Raw genomic sequence first — 15,430 nt, 5'->3', positions numbered from 1 at the left:
GGCAGGCCTTGTTTCCGCTTGCTCCGAAGTGACCTGCGCTCCATCCACCTGCAGCACCGGGACTGCCCATGAGCACGCACAGCGAGCTGACGATGCGACGCCGGATCCTGACCGTCCTGCTCATGTTGGCCGGCGCGCTCGGCTGCAGCGAACCGGCCAGCGCTGCCGATGGCGGCAGCTGGCAGCCGGCACCGTACACGCTGGGGCAGGGGCTCTATTTTCCGCGGCAGGGGCTGCGCATCGGCGGCTATACCAACCTGCAGTATTACGATGTGCAGGGACGTCCCTCCACGCTGCGCTTTCGCGATACCAGCCTGTTCATCACCAAGGATATCGGCACCCGCTGGCAGCTCTTTTCGGAAGTGGATGCCGGCGACAGCCTCAGCCTCCGGGGCCACTCCAATGCGGAAAGGTCGGAGCTGGATATCGAGCGCCTGTACCTCGACTACCATGCCGGCCAGGCCATCACGTTCCGGTTCGGGAAATTCCTGACGCCGGTGGGGCAGTGGAACCTGATCCATGCCGATCCGCTGACCTGGACGGTCTCCCGGCCGCTGTCGACGTCGGCGGCCTTCGCGCGTCATGCCAGCGGCGTCATGGCATTCGGCACGGTACCGCTGCATGGTCACGACCTCGACTACTGGGTCTTCGCCGATGACAGCAAGAACCTCGGTATCGGCCGGGAACAGGATCGGGCCTTCAGCTCGTTCGGGGCGGACGGCTCCACCCGCAACAATTTTCGCCAGGCCCTCGGCGGTCGATTGCTCTATCACATGCTGGACGATCGCCTCAGCGTGGGCATCTCCTATCTCGATTACACCTTGCAGTCGCCGCAGCAGAAGTTCCGGCTGGTCGGCATGGATTTCGGCTGGTCGGCGCGCTATGTGAACCTTACCGGCGAAGCCGTCCATCGCACGAGTCCGGATGCCGGGGTGCCGACGCAGCAGGGTGGCTTCCTGGAAGCGGCGGTGCCGCTGTGGCGGCAGCTCTACCTGGTCGGGCGATATGAGCGCTATCGGACTTCCGTGTCCGCCAGGGTCACGACGCTGCGTACCTTCGGCCTCAACTACCGTCCCGTTCCGGGGATCGTGCTGAAGATCGAGCATAGCGAGGGCAATCGCGACGCGCAGCTGGCGCCTACCGGCTGGCTCGCATCGGCCGCGGTGCTTTTCTAGGTCATGCCTCGCTCCGGCGCCCGCACCCGGCTGTGCGCTCTTGTCGCCTGCGGCTTGCTGTCCGCCGGATGGGACGGCGCGTGGGCGGCTTCGTTGAAACTGGTGGTGATCACCGCATCGACGCCGCCGCGGCTTTCGTTCGACCGCTATACGCTGCGAAATGTGTTCCTGAAGAAAATCTTTGTCGACAAGGAGGGCCAGCGGCTGATTCCCGTCAATCTTCCCGCCGGGTCCCCCTTGCGCCAGGCGTTCGTCCAGGAAGTTACTCATCTGCCGGATGCGCAACAGGACGACTACTGGAATCGAGAGTATTTCCAGGGTGTAAGTCCGCCTTACGTGCTCGCCTCGCAGCAAGCCGTCGTGCGTTTCGTGGCCGCTACGCCGGGTGCGGTCGGCTACGTGATGTCTTGCTACGCGGATTCGAGCGTACGGGTGGTGTTCGAGTTGACCCTGCCTAACGAGGCCGCCGCCGCGTGCACCGAGCGCGCCTCGCACTGAATTCCCCCCGTATGCGCTGTACGGCCCGACAATCCGTGCAGACATTTTTTGCGCGCTGCAGATCTTGCGGGCTTTCCCGGCCCGGTGATTGTTTCAAATATATAGAACAATCAATGATGTAAATGGATGGCATGAATATAGCTTCAGAGGTCGGGGAGTCTTACCTCGAGCCAAGCATCCATGCACTTCACTGCCGAGCGATCCGGCCACGACCCCTGCATTCTCGAGAGCGTGCAGCCGCTGCTTTCGGAGCTGGATGCGTCGGTACATGCGGATGTGGTGGACGCCGATCATGCTGAGCGCACGGAGGCGCAGAGCTTCGTCCACCGCGTGTTTGCACAGCGCTATCGGGCCGACGTGCAGTCGTTCTATCCCACCTTGCTCAGCTTTCGCGATCCGGGACGTCCACGTGCCGTGGTCGGTCTCCGAGGTGCCCGGGCCGGTCGCCTGTTCGCCGAGCAATACCTCGAGGAACAGGCCCAGGACGTGATCGGCGAGCGACTGGGCAGCGCCATCACGCGCGAAGAGCTGGTCGAGGTGGGCAGTCTCGCCCTGGAGAACCCCGGCGACGCACGCTGGGTCATCGCGGCGTGCACCTGCTTCCTGCACGCGTTGGGATACCGCTGGGTGTTGTTCACGGCGACACGCACTCTGGTCAACACCTTCCAGCGACTGGGGCTGCAGCCGCTTGCGCTGGTTTCCGCTCGCCCGCTGTTGCTCGACGACAAAGGTGAGCATTGGGGGAGCTACTACCAGGCGGGGCCCGTGGTGTGCGCCGGCAACGTCGCTTCGGGCTACCAGAAGCTTCACCGCCACGTAGGGCACGGCCAGCCCATGTTGCGTTCGCTGCTCGATGAAATGGAGCGGCAAGCCGAGCTGTTCGACAGCCCTGCATCGGCACGGTGCGGGACCGAATGATGCGCCTCGTATTCGAATGCATCGCTGCCCATGCGGCCGGCCACCCCGGCAACGTGGCGCTGGCGGACGAGCTCGGTGCGCTCACCTACGGAGAACTGCCCGCAGCCATCGCCCATGCTGCGTCCGTGTTCAGGGCGAAGCGTGCCGCGAACATGATCGACAACAGCAATGCGTGGGCTCTGGTGGACCTGGCATTGGCGCGGAACGACGCGGTCAGCATCCCGATCCCGCAGTTTTTCACCGAAGGACAGGTCCGCCACCTGATCGACGATGCCGCACCCGACCTGATCGTCACCGACCAGCCGGAGCGGATCGGATCGCTCAGCGGGCTCTCGCCCAGCGGATCGGTGGAGATCGCCGGCCGCGAACTTTTCCTGTTCTCCCGCCCAGTGACAACGCAGCACCTCCTGCCGCCGGATACCTGCAAGATCACCTACACCTCGGGCACGACCGGACAACCCAGAGGGGTCTGCCTGTCAGCGCAGAGCATCGACAGCGTGACCCTGTCCCTGGCCGGAGCGGTGGATGCCGGCACGGATGACCGCAGTCTCTCGCTGCTGCCGCTTGCGACCCTGCTGCAGAACATCGGCGGCATCTACGTACCGCTGGTGACCGGAAGTGCGGCCGCCCTGCCGTCGCTCGCGAACTGCGGCTTTGCCGGGTCGAGCGCGGTGCGGCCCAAGCTGCTTTTCGCCAGCCTCCATCGCTACATGCCCAGCGCCGTCATTCTGGTACCGCAGTTGCTGAAGCTGCTGGTGGAGTGTCTCGCCGCCGGGGCGAGCCTGCCCGGTTCGCTGCGCTTTGTCGCGGTAGGTGGCGCACCTTGCGCGTCGACGCTGATCGAGCGCGCGCGGGGTTTCGGACTGCCGGTTTATGAAGGTTATGGCCTGTCCGAGGCCGGCTCCGTCGTCAGCCTGAATCGGCCGGATGCCCAGCGCCCGGGCAGCGTCGGCTTGCCGCTGCCGCATGTCTGCGCGCGCATCGCGGGGGACGGGGAAATTGTCGTCGGCGGACACCTGTTCAGCGGTTATCTCGGCAGCGAGTCCGCCGCCGCTGCCGAATGGCCCACAGGCGACCTGGGTCATCTCGATGCCGAAGGGTATCTCTACGTCACGGGCCGCAAGAAGACCGCCTTCGCCACGGCCTTCGGCAGAAACGTGTCGCCGGAATGGGTCGAAGGCGAACTGACTGCAGGGCCTGACGTGATGCAGGCTGCCGTGTTCGGCGAGGGGCGCGCCCGCAACGTGGCCGTACTGGTGGCGCATCCGGCGGCACGCCCCGAACAGATCGCCGCCGCCGTGGCCGCCGCCAATGCCCGCTTGCCCGACTACGCACGCGTAGCGGCCTGGCATCTCGCCGACGTGCCGTTTTCGCAGGCCAACCGCCTGGCGCGAAGCAGCGGGTTGCCCGATCGCGAAGCGATCGTCCACCACTTTGCCGATGCGCTGGAAGAACTTTATGCAAGCGAAGCAACCCATGTCGACGTATGAGCGCCTGGTGCGCGAGACCGAGGCCAGCCGCCATGCGTTTCTCGCCACCCCGATCATCCAGCGGGCGCTGCGCGGCGAGGTGGTGCGCGCGGAATACCTCACCTTTCTTCATCAGGCGTACCACCACGTGCGGCACACCGTGCCGTTGATGCTGGGCATGGGCTATCACCTTCCCGAACGATTGCGCTGGATGCATCCGGTCGTGACCGAATACATCGAAGAGGAGATCGGCCACGACGAGTGGATTCTGGATGACATCGATGCCAGCGGCGGGGACTCGAGCGCGGCGCGGCTGAACCCGCCCATGGCCGCCACGGAAATGATGGTTGCCTATGCGCACGACACCATCCGGCGCGGCAACCCGGTCGGATTTCTCGGCATGGTTTTCGTGCTGGAGGGCACCAGCGCGGCATTGGCGACGCACGCTGCCGACGCGATTCGCCGCGCCCTGGATCTGCCGGCGCAGGCACTGCGCTATCTGACCTCGCATGGCGCGCTGGATCAGCAACACACCGGATTCTACGAAGGCGTGGTCAACCGCCTGGACGACGCCGATGACCAGCGTGCGCTGATTCACGCCGCCAACCGCTTCTACGAGCTCTACGGGGCGATCTTTCGGGCGATCGATGCGTCCAGCAACCACGAGGTGTCCGCGCCATGAGAATCGCATCTTTGATACGTGTCGTTGCCTGTTCGTTGATCCTCGGCGCGCTGGCGCCAGCGGTCCGGGCCGATTCGCTGGATGCCGCACTGATCGGCATCGAACACGACTGGGCGCACGTTGCGTACGAAGTTCCAGCGGCCGGGCAGGACGCCGCCTATCCGGCGCTGGAGGCGAAAGCTTCCGCACTGGCCGGGCAGTATCCGCAGCGCGCCGAGCCGAAGGTCTGGCAGGCCATCATCCTCAGCACCCATGCCGGCGAGCATGGCGGACTGGGTGCGCTCGGCATGGCCAAGAAGGCGCGCGACCTGTTGATCGAGGCCGAGCACATCGATCCCGATGTCCTGCAGGGCTCGATCTACACGACGCTCGGAAGCCTTTACTACGAGGTGCCCGGATGGCCGATCGGATTCGGCAACAACGACAAGGCGCGTGCCATGTTGCAGAAAGCCCTGCAGATCAATCCCGACGGCATCGACCCGAACTATTTCTACGGCGACTTCCTGTATCGCAGCGGCGACAGGCCGGCAGCCCTGGCTGCGCTGAAAAAGGCCTTGGCCGCACCGCCACGAGCCGATCAGCCGCTCGCCGACGAAGGGCGCCGCGGCCAGATCCGGAAGCTGATCCAGAAGATCGACTCGACGCACTGATTCACGACCGAGGATTGACCGATGGACCTTCAAGGCAAGCGGATTCTGCTCACCGGTGCCGCAGGCGGCATCGGCCGGCTCCTCAGCCAGGAGCTGGCGTTCCGGGGCGCGCGACTTTGCCTGGTCGGCCGCACCGATGCGTCGATCGCTAGCTTGCGGCACCTGGTGGAAGAGAAAGGCCTGGATGCTGTCGTGGTGCAGGCGGACATAACCCAGGCGCGGGACCGCGAGGGCGCGATCAGGCGCGTGCAGTCGGCGTATGCGGGCCTCGACGTACTGATCAACCTGGCGGGCCTGCTGGACTTCCAGCTGTTCAGCGCATCGGACCCGGTCATGATCCAGCAGATGCTGCAGATCAACCTGCTGGCGCCGATCCAGCTGACCCGTGAAGTGCTGCCGGCGATGCTGGCCAAGCGCAGTGGCCGCATCGTCAACATCGGCTCGATGTTCGGCAGTATCGGCTACCCCGGTTTCGCCACGTACTCGGCGACCAAGTTCGCCCTTCGCGGCTTTTCGCAGGCGCTGCGCCGCGAACTGATGGGGACCGGCGTCGGGGTCACCTACGTGTCGCCGCGAGGCGTGCGCACGGCGTTCAATCCCGGCGCGGTGCATGCCATGGCCGCCGAGGGAATGATGCACATGGACGAACCGGGCTGGGTGGCCAAGTGCATCGCCGACGCCATCGAAAAGGAAAAGGACGAGGCCTACCTGGGATTTCCGGAAAGCTTTTTCGCCCGCCTCAACAGCCTGTGGCCACGCCTCGTCGATCGCTCACTGAAAAAAGTGGTTCCCGCGATCAGCCGGTATGCGGGTGGCCTGCCATGAATCGCCGATGCCGCGCGAACCGTCTCCCGTCGGTCTCCGACGTCACGAATTCTCCTGCCTGGACTGCCCATTGAACGCGACGCGCGCCATCCCCCGGCAATCACCGATGCCGCCGAAAGGCATTTACCGCATCCTGGTCTGCCGGCCGAATCACCGGCTGGGCAATACGTTGCTGCTCACACCGCTGATCGCCGAACTGGAACGCACGTACAAGGGCGCCGAAATCGACATTTTGTCCGAGGGATCGATTGCTGCGGAAGTCTTCTCCACGTTTTTCAGCGTCAAGAACATCTACTGCCTGCCGCGACGCGGCTTCAAGCATCCCTGGGCATTCCTGTCACTGCTCTTTCGCATACGCAAGATACGCTACGACCTGATCATCGACCCATGTCTCGGCTCGAACTTCAGCCGCGCGACGACGAAGTTTCTCAATGGCCGCTACAAGCTCGGCTTCGACGATCGCATGGGCGGATCGGGGCTGACCCATGCAGTACCCCGTTCGGCAGCCATGCCGCACATGGCCAAGCGGGCGATCAACCTGGTTCGCTGGATCAACAGTCGCACGGACGGCGACGACAAGGAGTTTCCTTCGATGGACATCCGCCTGACTGCGAACGAGCGCGAACGGGGAAAGCGGTTTCTGGCTGGCATCCTGTCGGATTCCGACCGGCCCATTGCCCGCCCCCTGCTGGGCATGTTTGCCAATGCGACCGGTGCCAAGCGTTATCCGCAGGCATGGTGGGACAAGTTCATCGCCGCCCTGGTGGAGCAGCTTCCGCATGCCGGCATCGTCGAGTTCGTGCCCATGCATGGCAAGTCCATGCTGGATTCCGCGTGGCCGGCTTACTACTCGTCCGACATCCGGCGCATGGGCGCCGTAATGGCGGCGGTGGATCTGGTAGTCAGTGCCGACTGCGGCGTGATGCATCTGGCTGTGGCCTCCGGCGTACCCACCGTGGGCATGTTCTGCACCACCGATCCCACGGTCTACGAACCGTATGGTCATGAAAGTGGTGCCTTGTCGACTTGTGGCCTGTCGGCGCGGGACTGTGCCGAAAGAATCGTGGCTGCCTATCGTGATGTGCTTGTTCGCGCATCGATCCAGGGCCGCCTGCACGCGGGTGACGACAATTCTGCCCGACCCCAGCCTGCCGCGTCCGTGCGCCAGCAAGACGCTCGGGCACCGGAAGTCCCTCCCGTGCATCCTAGGTAGCGCCTGCTCATCCCGAAGTACATCCGCAGAAGCCGAGCCCGATGCCAAGCGCGCATTCGAACGTGAAACCACTTTCCATCGGAGCCACCTGGCTGCGGGCCGCCCATGTGCTGCCGGGCATGCTGTGGCTGCTCGTCTGGGGCGTGGGTCTGCAGTATCGCTCGCTCGGTGAGCCGGACGAGGGGCGCTACGCCGAAGTGGCGCGCGAGATGCTGGTCAGCCACGACTGGGTCACGCCGCGTCTGGACGGCTTTTTGTTTTTCGACAAGCCGCCGCTGCACTACTGGGCCAGCGCCGCCGCTTACCTGCTGTTCGGCGTGCATCCGTGGACCGCTCGGTTGTGGTGTGCGCTGACCGGCCTGCTGGCCATGCTTGCCGTCGGGTGGGCCGGTGCGCGGCTGTTCGGCCGTGAGGCGGGCGGCTACGCGATGGCGATTCTCGGCAGCTCGCTGGTGTTCGCCATGGCCGCCCATATCGACACCCTGGACATCGGTGTCGCTGCATTTCTCGGCCTGGGCATGTCGTTTTTTCTGGTGGCCCAGTTCGATCCATCCGCCGCGCATCGGCGCGCGTGGCTGAATGTCGGCATGTGGGCGTCGCTCGCCCTTGCGATCCTGTCCAAGGGGCTTATCGGCGTCGTGTTGCCCGGACTGGCGCTGGTCGTATTCGTGCTCTGGCAGCGCGACATCCGGATGCTCTGGCGCACGTCGCCCTGGACGGGACTGGTCGTCATCGCCGTGATGGCGGCGCCCTGGTTCGTCATGATCTGCCGGGTGCATCCCGAGTTCTTCGACTATTTTTTCATTCGGGAACATTTCACGCGATTCCTGACCGCGGAAGACGGCCGTTCCAAGCCGCTGGGCTTCTTCATTCCCGTCGTTCTGCTGGGACTTTTTCCCTGGACGCTGATGCTGCCGTGGCGGCGCTCCGACTGGAAAGTCCTGGATGTGCGCGATCCGGCCCGACGCTTCCTGCTGGTATGGGTGGGCGTGGTTTTTTTGTTCTTTTCCGCTTCGCACTCCAAGCTCGCTTTCTACATACTGCCGATGTTTCCCGCCGCTGCCATGCTGCTGGCCTGGCTCGTCGCGCGAATGTCCGTCGAAACCGTGACGCGCCGCCTGTGGTGGCTGGCGATTTTCGCCGGCTGCGCTGCGGCGGCGGCGATCATCGGCATGTTGACGGTACACAACATCCACGAGGCGGCTATCCGAGCTGCGCTGCGTGGCGTTGCCGGGGGACTGGCGATCGTCTCGCTGGCCGCGATGGCCGGGAGCTGGGCCACGCGGCGAGGGCGACGTCCGCTCGCCATCCACCTGCTGGCGTTGAGCTCGCTGGTCGCCTGGCAGCTCGTACTCGTCTCGTCGCAGCCGTATGTCGAGCTGAAATCGGCCGCTCCGGTGGCCAGGCTCGTCAAGGCCGCGATGGGCCCGGATACCGAAATATTCGTGGTTCAGGCCTACCAGGGCGGACTGCCGTTCTACGTGGGTAGACTGGTGACCGTGGTGGCCGAACATCGCGACGACCTGGAGCCTGGACTTGCCTCGCGACCCTCTGGCTACATCGCCGACCTGCCCACTTTCGAAATGCGTTGGAGGAACAGTCATGACGCGCTGGCCGTGGTCAGGCGGGGTCTGCTGGATCAGTTGCGCCAGGACGGGCTGCCATTCGAGGAGATCGGCGCACCGGTGGGCAATCGGGTGGTGATTCGGCTTACGCGCCCCTCTTCGAGTCCGCTCCTCCGGGCGGGGCAATGAGCTTGTTCAATCGGTCTGCCGGATTCGCGACCCGTCATCCGTGGTGGCCAGCCATTCCGATCTGGGTGGCGGTTGCCCTGCTGGCGATCTTTCAGCATGGGCCGATGCCGATGTATTCCACGCGAACGCTTTCGGTAGCGTGGGAGATGTGGCACCGGCACAGCTTCATGGTGCCCTATCTCAATGGGGCGCCCTACAGCGACAAGTCGCCGCTGCTGTTCTGGCTGATTCAACTTGGCTGGAGCGTGACCGGCGTGAGCGACACGTGGCCACGCGTGCTGGAGGTCGCCCTCGGTGCAACGGAGCTGTCGCTGGCGATGTTGCTTGCACGCCGGCTCTTCCCGGCCAACGACGCGGTGGCGAGGGCGACGCCCTGGTTGTTGATGGCCTTCAGCTATGGCTTCCTGTTCGGCTTGCAGACCATGTACGAGGTGCTGCTGGCGGACTGCGTGCTGCTGGCCTTGCTGGCGCTCTGGCCGAGTGCGCGCCGCGAGTCGCCGCGGCCGTTCGTCTTCGCTCTGGCGCTGGCGGCCGGGCTGTTGACCAAGGGGCCGGTGATGCTGCTGCACGTCGCGTTTCCATGGCTGCTCGGGCCTTATTGGAATAGCTGGGCACGCCGGCACCTCGGGAGCTGGTACGGCGGCGGCTTGCTTGTGGCGCTGGCCGGACTCGCCGTCCTGCTCGCCTGGGCACTGCCGGCTTCCATGCTGGGAGGAGCCGCTTATCGGGAGCAACTGTTCTTTCATCAGACCGCGGGCCGGGTCGTCGATGCATTCGCGCATGCCAAGCCGTTCTGGTGGTATCTGCCCATCCTGGTGGTGCTGATCTTTCCGTTCTCCCTCTGGCCAGGGTTGTGGCTGGCTCTGGCCAGGCTGCGCAGGCCATCCGAACCGGGCATGCGCTTCCTGATCGCCTGGCTGGTGCCGGTGCTGCTGGTGTTCTCGCTGATCAGCGGCAAACAGCCGTACTACCTGCTGCCCGAATGTGCCGGTTTCGCGCTTCTGCTGGCTGCCGCCATGGTGCGGCTGGAGGAAACGCATCCATCGCGTGGGCAAAACCGCTGGTGGGGGCCGTGGCCGCTGGCGCTGCTCTTTGCCGCGATCGGTGTTTCGCTGTTGATGCTGCCCTGGATGCTAGGGGAGAAGCACTCGGTACTGGCGTCGCGCTGGCAGGCCTTGTCGGCGCTGTTGCCCTTCCATCTGGCGCTGGGCCTGGTCTACCTGACCCTGGGTGGCTGGTTGCTGATGGCAGGCAGCCGGGTCGGCACCACGGCGGCGGCAGCCTTGCTCGGCGTCGCTGTCGCCAATGTCATGTTCACGATGGTCTTCTGGCCGGCTTTCGATCTGCAGCCCGCCGCCAACCTGCTTGCCCGCGTCCAGTCACAGGGACGGCCGGTCGCCAACCTGGAAAGCTACGACGGCCAGTTCCACTTCCTGGGCCGGTTGACGGCGCCGATCGAAGCGCTGCCCGGCGAACAGGAAGGACGGGTCTGGGCTGCGGCACATCCTTCGGGGATTCTGGTCACCTACACCAGCCATCCCTCGCCGCTGGATCGACAGTGCACGCTGTACTTCCACGCGTTCCGTGGCGTGTGGATGAGCATCTGGTCATCGCCCGAATTTCTTCGCAGCAGCCAGCCAGCCGGGTCGACTGCCGCCGATTGCCGGACCACTGGCCAGCGATAATCCGGCCAGGGCGATGTTCATCGGAGTTCGCGCGCTGCGCAGGCTTGCCGGCGCGGGCATTGCTCGCGCCGGCTGCATTTCGCGCGGATGACCGGGCACGCGGATTCCGCCACGGACGGGGGCAGCGGTTGAAATTCGTGCCCGTCAGAGCCGCTCTTGCGCCTTCGCATAGCCTGGGTCGAAAGCGGTTTCCCCGGGCGGACTTGTAGGCGACTGCCTACGACGCATGGGTTGTGGCGTTTGGGGAATGGCACGGCGTGCGCTCCGGGAGGAAGCTCCCCTCGCCTCATCGAGGTCGCGCCCGGGATCGCAAGCACTTCCGGCCTATCCCACCCAATCGTTCAGCAGGTGACGTCATGACTCTTCATCGTGGAGGTTTCGGAGTGGGCCCCATCCATTCCGTCGAAGCCTTTGTTCAAGCGGTTCCATCCGGCAAGTCGCGCGGCACCCATGGCGGCGCCGGATCGAAGCCACCACAGCATCTTTCCAGTCCCAAGGTGCGCCGCACGACATTTTCGGATGCCGTCTGGTGCCCGGCCTGGGTGCGCAAGATGGTGCTGGACGACGCGTCCATCGAGGACATCGTCCATGCGGCGGTCAAGCGCGTGAAGCGGCATGAGTCGGAAGAGACCCTGGTCGAAGTGGAAACACTGCTCAACGAGCTGACGCGAAGCCCTGAGCAGGCACGCAAGGTACGCGATGCGCTTGCGCCCGACGTGATTGCCGACGTACTGAAGCGGGGGGCCACGTCATGAGCCTCTATGCTCTCGCCACGCTGTTCAATGGACCGAACCAGACCGGTTCCAGCCGATTGCTGGGCCTGGGCGCCTCGGACCGGTACCGTCCGGACGATGCGGCCGATCTGCAGGCCGCCGGCCTCTACAACGATGTCGCCTCGGGTACGCTGATCTGCAGCGACGCCGATCTCAACCTGCTGCTTTTTCAGAACGAGGATTTCACCGGCGGCTTCTTCCAGTTGAGCAAGAGCCGGGACGCCGGCAACGCCACCTATTGGCACACGGGCTCCGTCGCCAGCGCCTTGATCGTCGCATCCAACCGCAGGAATACGCGCGAAACGCGGCTTTCCTTTTCAGACCTCTTCCAGGGGGAATGGGACAGCTTCCTGGACGGCAAGCTCGCCGGAACGGCGGTGTCCCGCGAAGGCGAGCCCTTGCTCACCTGGCGCATGTTCCCCACCGACGACCAATGGCTGGACTCGCGCAATGCGTATCTGCGCATCCACCAGCCGCTGCATGTCAGCATCGACTGGTGGCCGGATTATTCCGCATCCATGGACTACCACCTGATGCTGTACGTGGATGGCGACCATCATCTGCGCTGTTGGGTGGCCGACTGGGAATGCTGGGTGGAAGGCGGCGCCAAGAACGGGCGTATCCACTCGGAACTGGATCCCCAAGTGCAGGCGGGTGCTTCCGACCTGCAGGATCAGGTGAATGCCCGCCTCAGCCAGTTCGATGCGCTGGGTGCGGTCAAGGACGTCTACTATCTGCCCGGGCGGCAACCGGCACCCATCGGTACGGGCACCCTGGGCGGGAACACCTCCGACGACGTCACCATCGTGGTGGTTTCCTGATCGTTGCGCAGTCGCGGTGGCGGCACACCCGCCACCGCAGCGCGAGCGCATGGCCCGAGGCACTTGCGGCGTGCGAATCCGGCAAAGCCGACAGGTTGCGAATCGGCTGAACCGAGAGCGTCATGCCGTCGGATCGCGTTGCATGACGAGTTCGCCATTCGGCGCCGTCCCGGCATGGACAAAGCCCAGCCGCGCAAGAATCCTCTGCGCGGCCCGACGCTCGAGCTTGCGGTTCTCGATAGTGGCCACCAGGCGCTGCGGCGCGCCGGGCTCATGTGCGAGCGCTGTGAAGGCCTCGATCATGCGTTCCATCAGGCGAACATTCAAACCGACTGCCCGTGCCCGTCCCAATGAATATGCGGACAAAGCCGCAAGACCGCTCATGCTCATCCGTGTGGACCGCGACCGTGCGGACCACAGTGATGCGACGGGTGGCTGCTTCCTCAAGAACACACGCGACCTCCCACGAGCGCCGCCTCGCTTCGTCGGCACCCGTCGGCGCACCTTCCGCAACCAGAACGCCACGAGCTGTCGGCGCAATGCCGCGGTAACGCTGTCGAATACCCATCGAACCTGGAAAACCTGGGTACGTCGGTCGCTGCGACGCTCGTTTTCGTCATGGGAACCCCTGACCAAAGAAGTGCTCATGGCATCGACAAGTGAACTGACCTTGCTCCCGAGAAACCTGTCCCTCGCCGTGCGCTGAAGCGGCCAAGGCCAGCTCGAGCGAGCCGACGGCAAGCCGGCGGACCCCGATAGATGGAAACAGCCCGGCTGCGTGCCGGACCGCCTCCTTCCCGAGCTCGTCCATATACCGCTTGCTGCTCATAGATATCTCCGAGCACACCTTTTTCCATGGTCCTTGTCTGCAAAACCCTGTGGCGAGTCATTCACTTGATCGCAATCAAGTACGGGCGTGCCGAGGGTCGCTCACTTGATCGCAGTCAAGTAGGGAGGCGTCGATTGCCTTTACATTGCTGCACAACTTCTTAACAACCCGACGGATGGAGCTCACTCAAATGTTTGCCATGATGAAGCGGCACCCTTCAGGAGAAGAAACAAATATCTCCTGGCTGCAAAAGCTGGCCGTCGCGGCCTGCTTATTGCTCGCACCCACTCTGGTCCTGGCGGTGCCGTCGTACGCACGGCAGACGCATCAGCCCTGCGCGGCCTGCCATGTCGGTGGCTTCGGCCCCGAACTGACGCCGTTCGGGCGCGGGTTCAAGATCAACGGCTACACGATGAAGGCTGGCAATGACACCAAGGTGCCTCTGTCGGCGATGCTGGTGGAGTCGTTCACGCATACGGCGAAGGCGCAGACGGTGCCACCGGCGAACGGCTTCGGGACCAACAACAACCTCGAACTGCAGCAGGCATCGGTGTTCCTGGCCGGCCGCCTGAACGATCGCATGGGCGTCTTTGCCCAGGCGACCTATTCGGAGAACGGCGGCCTGCTCGGCTGGGACAATGCCGATGTGCGTTACGCCAGCCCGTTCCGCCATGGAGGCCACAACGGCACCTGGGGCATCTCGGTCAACAACAACCCCACGGTCAGCGACGCCTTCAATTCGGCACCGGCCTGGATCTATCCGTACATGGGTGCCGACCTTGCCCCGGGTGCGCCGGCGGCGCCGATGCTGTTCGGCGGTCTCGGTGGCCAGTCGATCGGTGCCACGGCTTACGTCCAGGTCGATGGCAAGCTTTACCTCGAAGCGGGCGGTTACCGGTCGCTCTCGGTAGCCTGGGCACATCATGTCAACGGCCCCTATGACGGCAAGCTCTCCGGGGTGGCTCCGTACGCGCGCGCCGCCTATACGTGGAAGGTTCCGCACGGCAACCTGACGTTTGGCGGGTTCCTGCTGAACATGAAGCGCGGCCCATTGGGTGCCGATCTGAGCGGCAACACCATTCCGGTAGCCGGCCCGACCGACAACTACAACGATGTGGGACTTTCGGGCGACTACCAGTATTTCAAGGGCGACAACATCGTCACGGTCGACGGCCTGTACGTCCACGAGAAACAGACGCTCAACAACACCTACGGTGGCGGCGGTTCCTCCAATCTGCACGACAGCCTGAACTCGCTCAATGTCAAAGGCAGTTACTGGTTCCGCAACACGTACGGCTTCACCCTGGGCCAGTTCGTCAGCAACGGCAGCAACGACCAGACGCTTTACGGCAACAACGGGTCGCCGAATACCCAGGGCGGCATTCTGGAGTTCGACTACAACCCGTTTGGCCAGTCCACGTCCTGGAGGCAGCCGTACGTCAACGCCCGCTTCGGACTGCAGTACACCTACTACACCAGGTTCAGCGGTCTCGTTCACAACGTGGATGGTGCAGGGCGCAGCGCCAGCGACAACAACACCTTGTATTTCTACGTCTGGCTTGCGATCTGAGCAGGCACGAGGAAACAGCTTGAGCGGATTTCGGGGGCCGGTCGCAGACCGGCCCCCGTTTGCTTTGCGCGTATCCATTTCAGGGATCCAGGCTGCCGCTGATGCTGCCACTCGCCGATCGGAGTGGAAACCATGCCGCCTATCAGGCAGCAGCGGCGAAGTTCGGAGGGTAGCGTGCGCAGTCGTTGCGGTTTGCATCGAGTGGTCACGCGGTCGCATCGCTACACCGGCACGAGCCGGTCAGTCCGGCGAGCTTCTGCCGCTGGCGATCGCTGCCGGGTACGGCGGCGGACGTCGACCATGTCCCGGCGACCGGTGTATTGCCGCGGGTACCTCCGGGTTTGTCGATGCGGGTTTGTTGCCGCCGCCGTCGCCCCCTTTCTTCAAGAATGCGAGGATCCGCTGATTTGCGGGGTGACTACGACGCGGGCATCGCGAGCAGGCGGCTGGCTGGCGTGGCGGCACAGGCCATGCCTGTACTTGATGAGCACGGCAAGCTGCTTCACGCCGAAACGGTTGCGGAAATTGCCGATGAGCCGGATGGCGATGCGGCGCCGGCGGTTCCGGC

Annotated in this window: 14 protein-coding genes; 13 read left to right on the top strand and 1 reads right to left on the bottom strand. The window is 64.4% G+C overall.

Annotation, left to right across the window (positions count from 1 at the left end; genetic code table 11):
* The first annotated feature begins 68 nt into the window (after positions 1 to 68).
* The 12 genes from ACFPPB_RS13030 to ACFPPB_RS12975 all read left to right on the top strand — a co-directional run bounded on the left by ACFPPB_RS13030 (position 69) and on the right by ACFPPB_RS12975 (position 12,463).
* Positions 69 to 1,175, top strand: a complete 1,107-nt coding sequence (locus tag ACFPPB_RS13030; protein ID WP_377327742.1) for a porin — start codon at positions 69 to 71, stop codon at positions 1,173 to 1,175.
* A gap of 3 nt (positions 1,176 to 1,178) precedes the next feature.
* Entirely contained in the window at positions 1,179 to 1,673 is a 495-nt protein-coding gene (locus tag ACFPPB_RS13025; RefSeq protein WP_377327740.1) for a hypothetical protein, read from the top strand.
* Positions 1,674 to 1,853: 180 nt separating this feature from the next.
* Positions 1,854 to 2,591 carry a thermostable hemolysin gene (locus ACFPPB_RS13020; protein WP_377327738.1) on the top strand — a complete coding sequence of 246 codons (738 nt, stop codon included), beginning with the start codon at positions 1,854 to 1,856 and terminating at the stop codon, positions 2,589 to 2,591.
* Positions 2,588 to 4,081, top strand: coding sequence for an AMP-binding protein (locus ACFPPB_RS13015; RefSeq protein WP_377327736.1), 1,494 nt, complete (start codon positions 2,588 to 2,590; stop codon positions 4,079 to 4,081). The genes ACFPPB_RS13020 and ACFPPB_RS13015 overlap by 4 nt, the downstream gene beginning before the upstream one ends.
* Positions 4,068 to 4,742 (top strand): TenA family transcriptional regulator, encoded by a 675-nt coding sequence (locus ACFPPB_RS13010; protein ID WP_377327734.1) that lies wholly within the window; start codon positions 4,068 to 4,070, stop codon positions 4,740 to 4,742. Before ACFPPB_RS13015 ends, ACFPPB_RS13010 begins: the two co-directional genes overlap by 14 nt.
* Positions 4,739 to 5,392: a tetratricopeptide repeat protein gene (locus ACFPPB_RS13005; protein ID WP_377327733.1), complete on the top strand. Its 654-nt coding sequence runs from the start codon at positions 4,739 to 4,741 to the stop codon at positions 5,390 to 5,392. The genes ACFPPB_RS13010 and ACFPPB_RS13005 overlap by 4 nt, the downstream gene beginning before the upstream one ends.
* Before the next feature lie 21 nt (positions 5,393 to 5,413).
* On the top strand, positions 5,414 to 6,217 hold the full coding sequence (locus tag ACFPPB_RS13000; protein ID WP_377327731.1) for an SDR family oxidoreductase: 804 nt from the start codon (positions 5,414 to 5,416) through the stop codon (positions 6,215 to 6,217).
* Between the two features lie 106 nt (positions 6,218 to 6,323).
* A complete protein-coding gene (locus ACFPPB_RS12995) occupies positions 6,324 to 7,430 on the top strand; it encodes a glycosyltransferase family 9 protein (RefSeq protein ID WP_377327729.1) in 1,107 nt (368 codons plus the stop codon).
* Between the two features lie 62 nt (positions 7,431 to 7,492).
* Positions 7,493 to 9,184 carry a glycosyltransferase family 39 protein gene (locus tag ACFPPB_RS12990; RefSeq protein WP_377327727.1) on the top strand — a complete coding sequence of 564 codons (1,692 nt, stop codon included), beginning with the start codon at positions 7,493 to 7,495 and terminating at the stop codon, positions 9,182 to 9,184.
* Positions 9,181 to 10,869, top strand: coding sequence for an ArnT family glycosyltransferase (locus tag ACFPPB_RS12985; protein WP_377327725.1), 1,689 nt, complete (start codon positions 9,181 to 9,183; stop codon positions 10,867 to 10,869). Before ACFPPB_RS12990 ends, ACFPPB_RS12985 begins: the two co-directional genes overlap by 4 nt.
* Positions 10,870 to 11,252: 383 nt before the next feature.
* A complete protein-coding gene (locus tag ACFPPB_RS12980; RefSeq protein WP_377327723.1) occupies positions 11,253 to 11,624 on the top strand; it encodes a hypothetical protein in 372 nt (123 codons plus the stop codon).
* Positions 11,621 to 12,463 carry a hypothetical protein gene (locus ACFPPB_RS12975; protein WP_377327721.1) on the top strand — a complete coding sequence of 281 codons (843 nt, stop codon included), beginning with the start codon at positions 11,621 to 11,623 and terminating at the stop codon, positions 12,461 to 12,463. Before ACFPPB_RS12980 ends, ACFPPB_RS12975 begins: the two co-directional genes overlap by 4 nt.
* Before the next feature lie 120 nt (positions 12,464 to 12,583).
* On the opposite strand, the gene ACFPPB_RS12970 is transcribed toward ACFPPB_RS12975, so the two are convergent.
* Entirely contained in the window at positions 12,584 to 12,847 is a 264-nt protein-coding gene (locus ACFPPB_RS12970; protein WP_377327719.1) for a hypothetical protein, read from the bottom strand.
* A 719-nt stretch (positions 12,848 to 13,566) separates the two neighbouring features.
* Here ACFPPB_RS12970 and ACFPPB_RS12965 point away from each other — a divergent pair.
* A complete protein-coding gene (locus ACFPPB_RS12965) occupies positions 13,567 to 14,862 on the top strand; it encodes a cytochrome C (RefSeq protein WP_377327717.1) in 1,296 nt (431 codons plus the stop codon).
* The last annotated feature ends 568 nt before the right edge of the window (positions 14,863 to 15,430 follow it).

This window comes from Rhodanobacter terrae, assembly GCF_042657005.1.
GTDB lineage: Bacteria > Pseudomonadota > Gammaproteobacteria > Xanthomonadales > Rhodanobacteraceae > Rhodanobacter > Rhodanobacter terrae.
The sequence above is the reverse complement of the archived record's forward strand: the minus strand, read 5'-3'. Positions and strand labels throughout refer to the sequence as shown.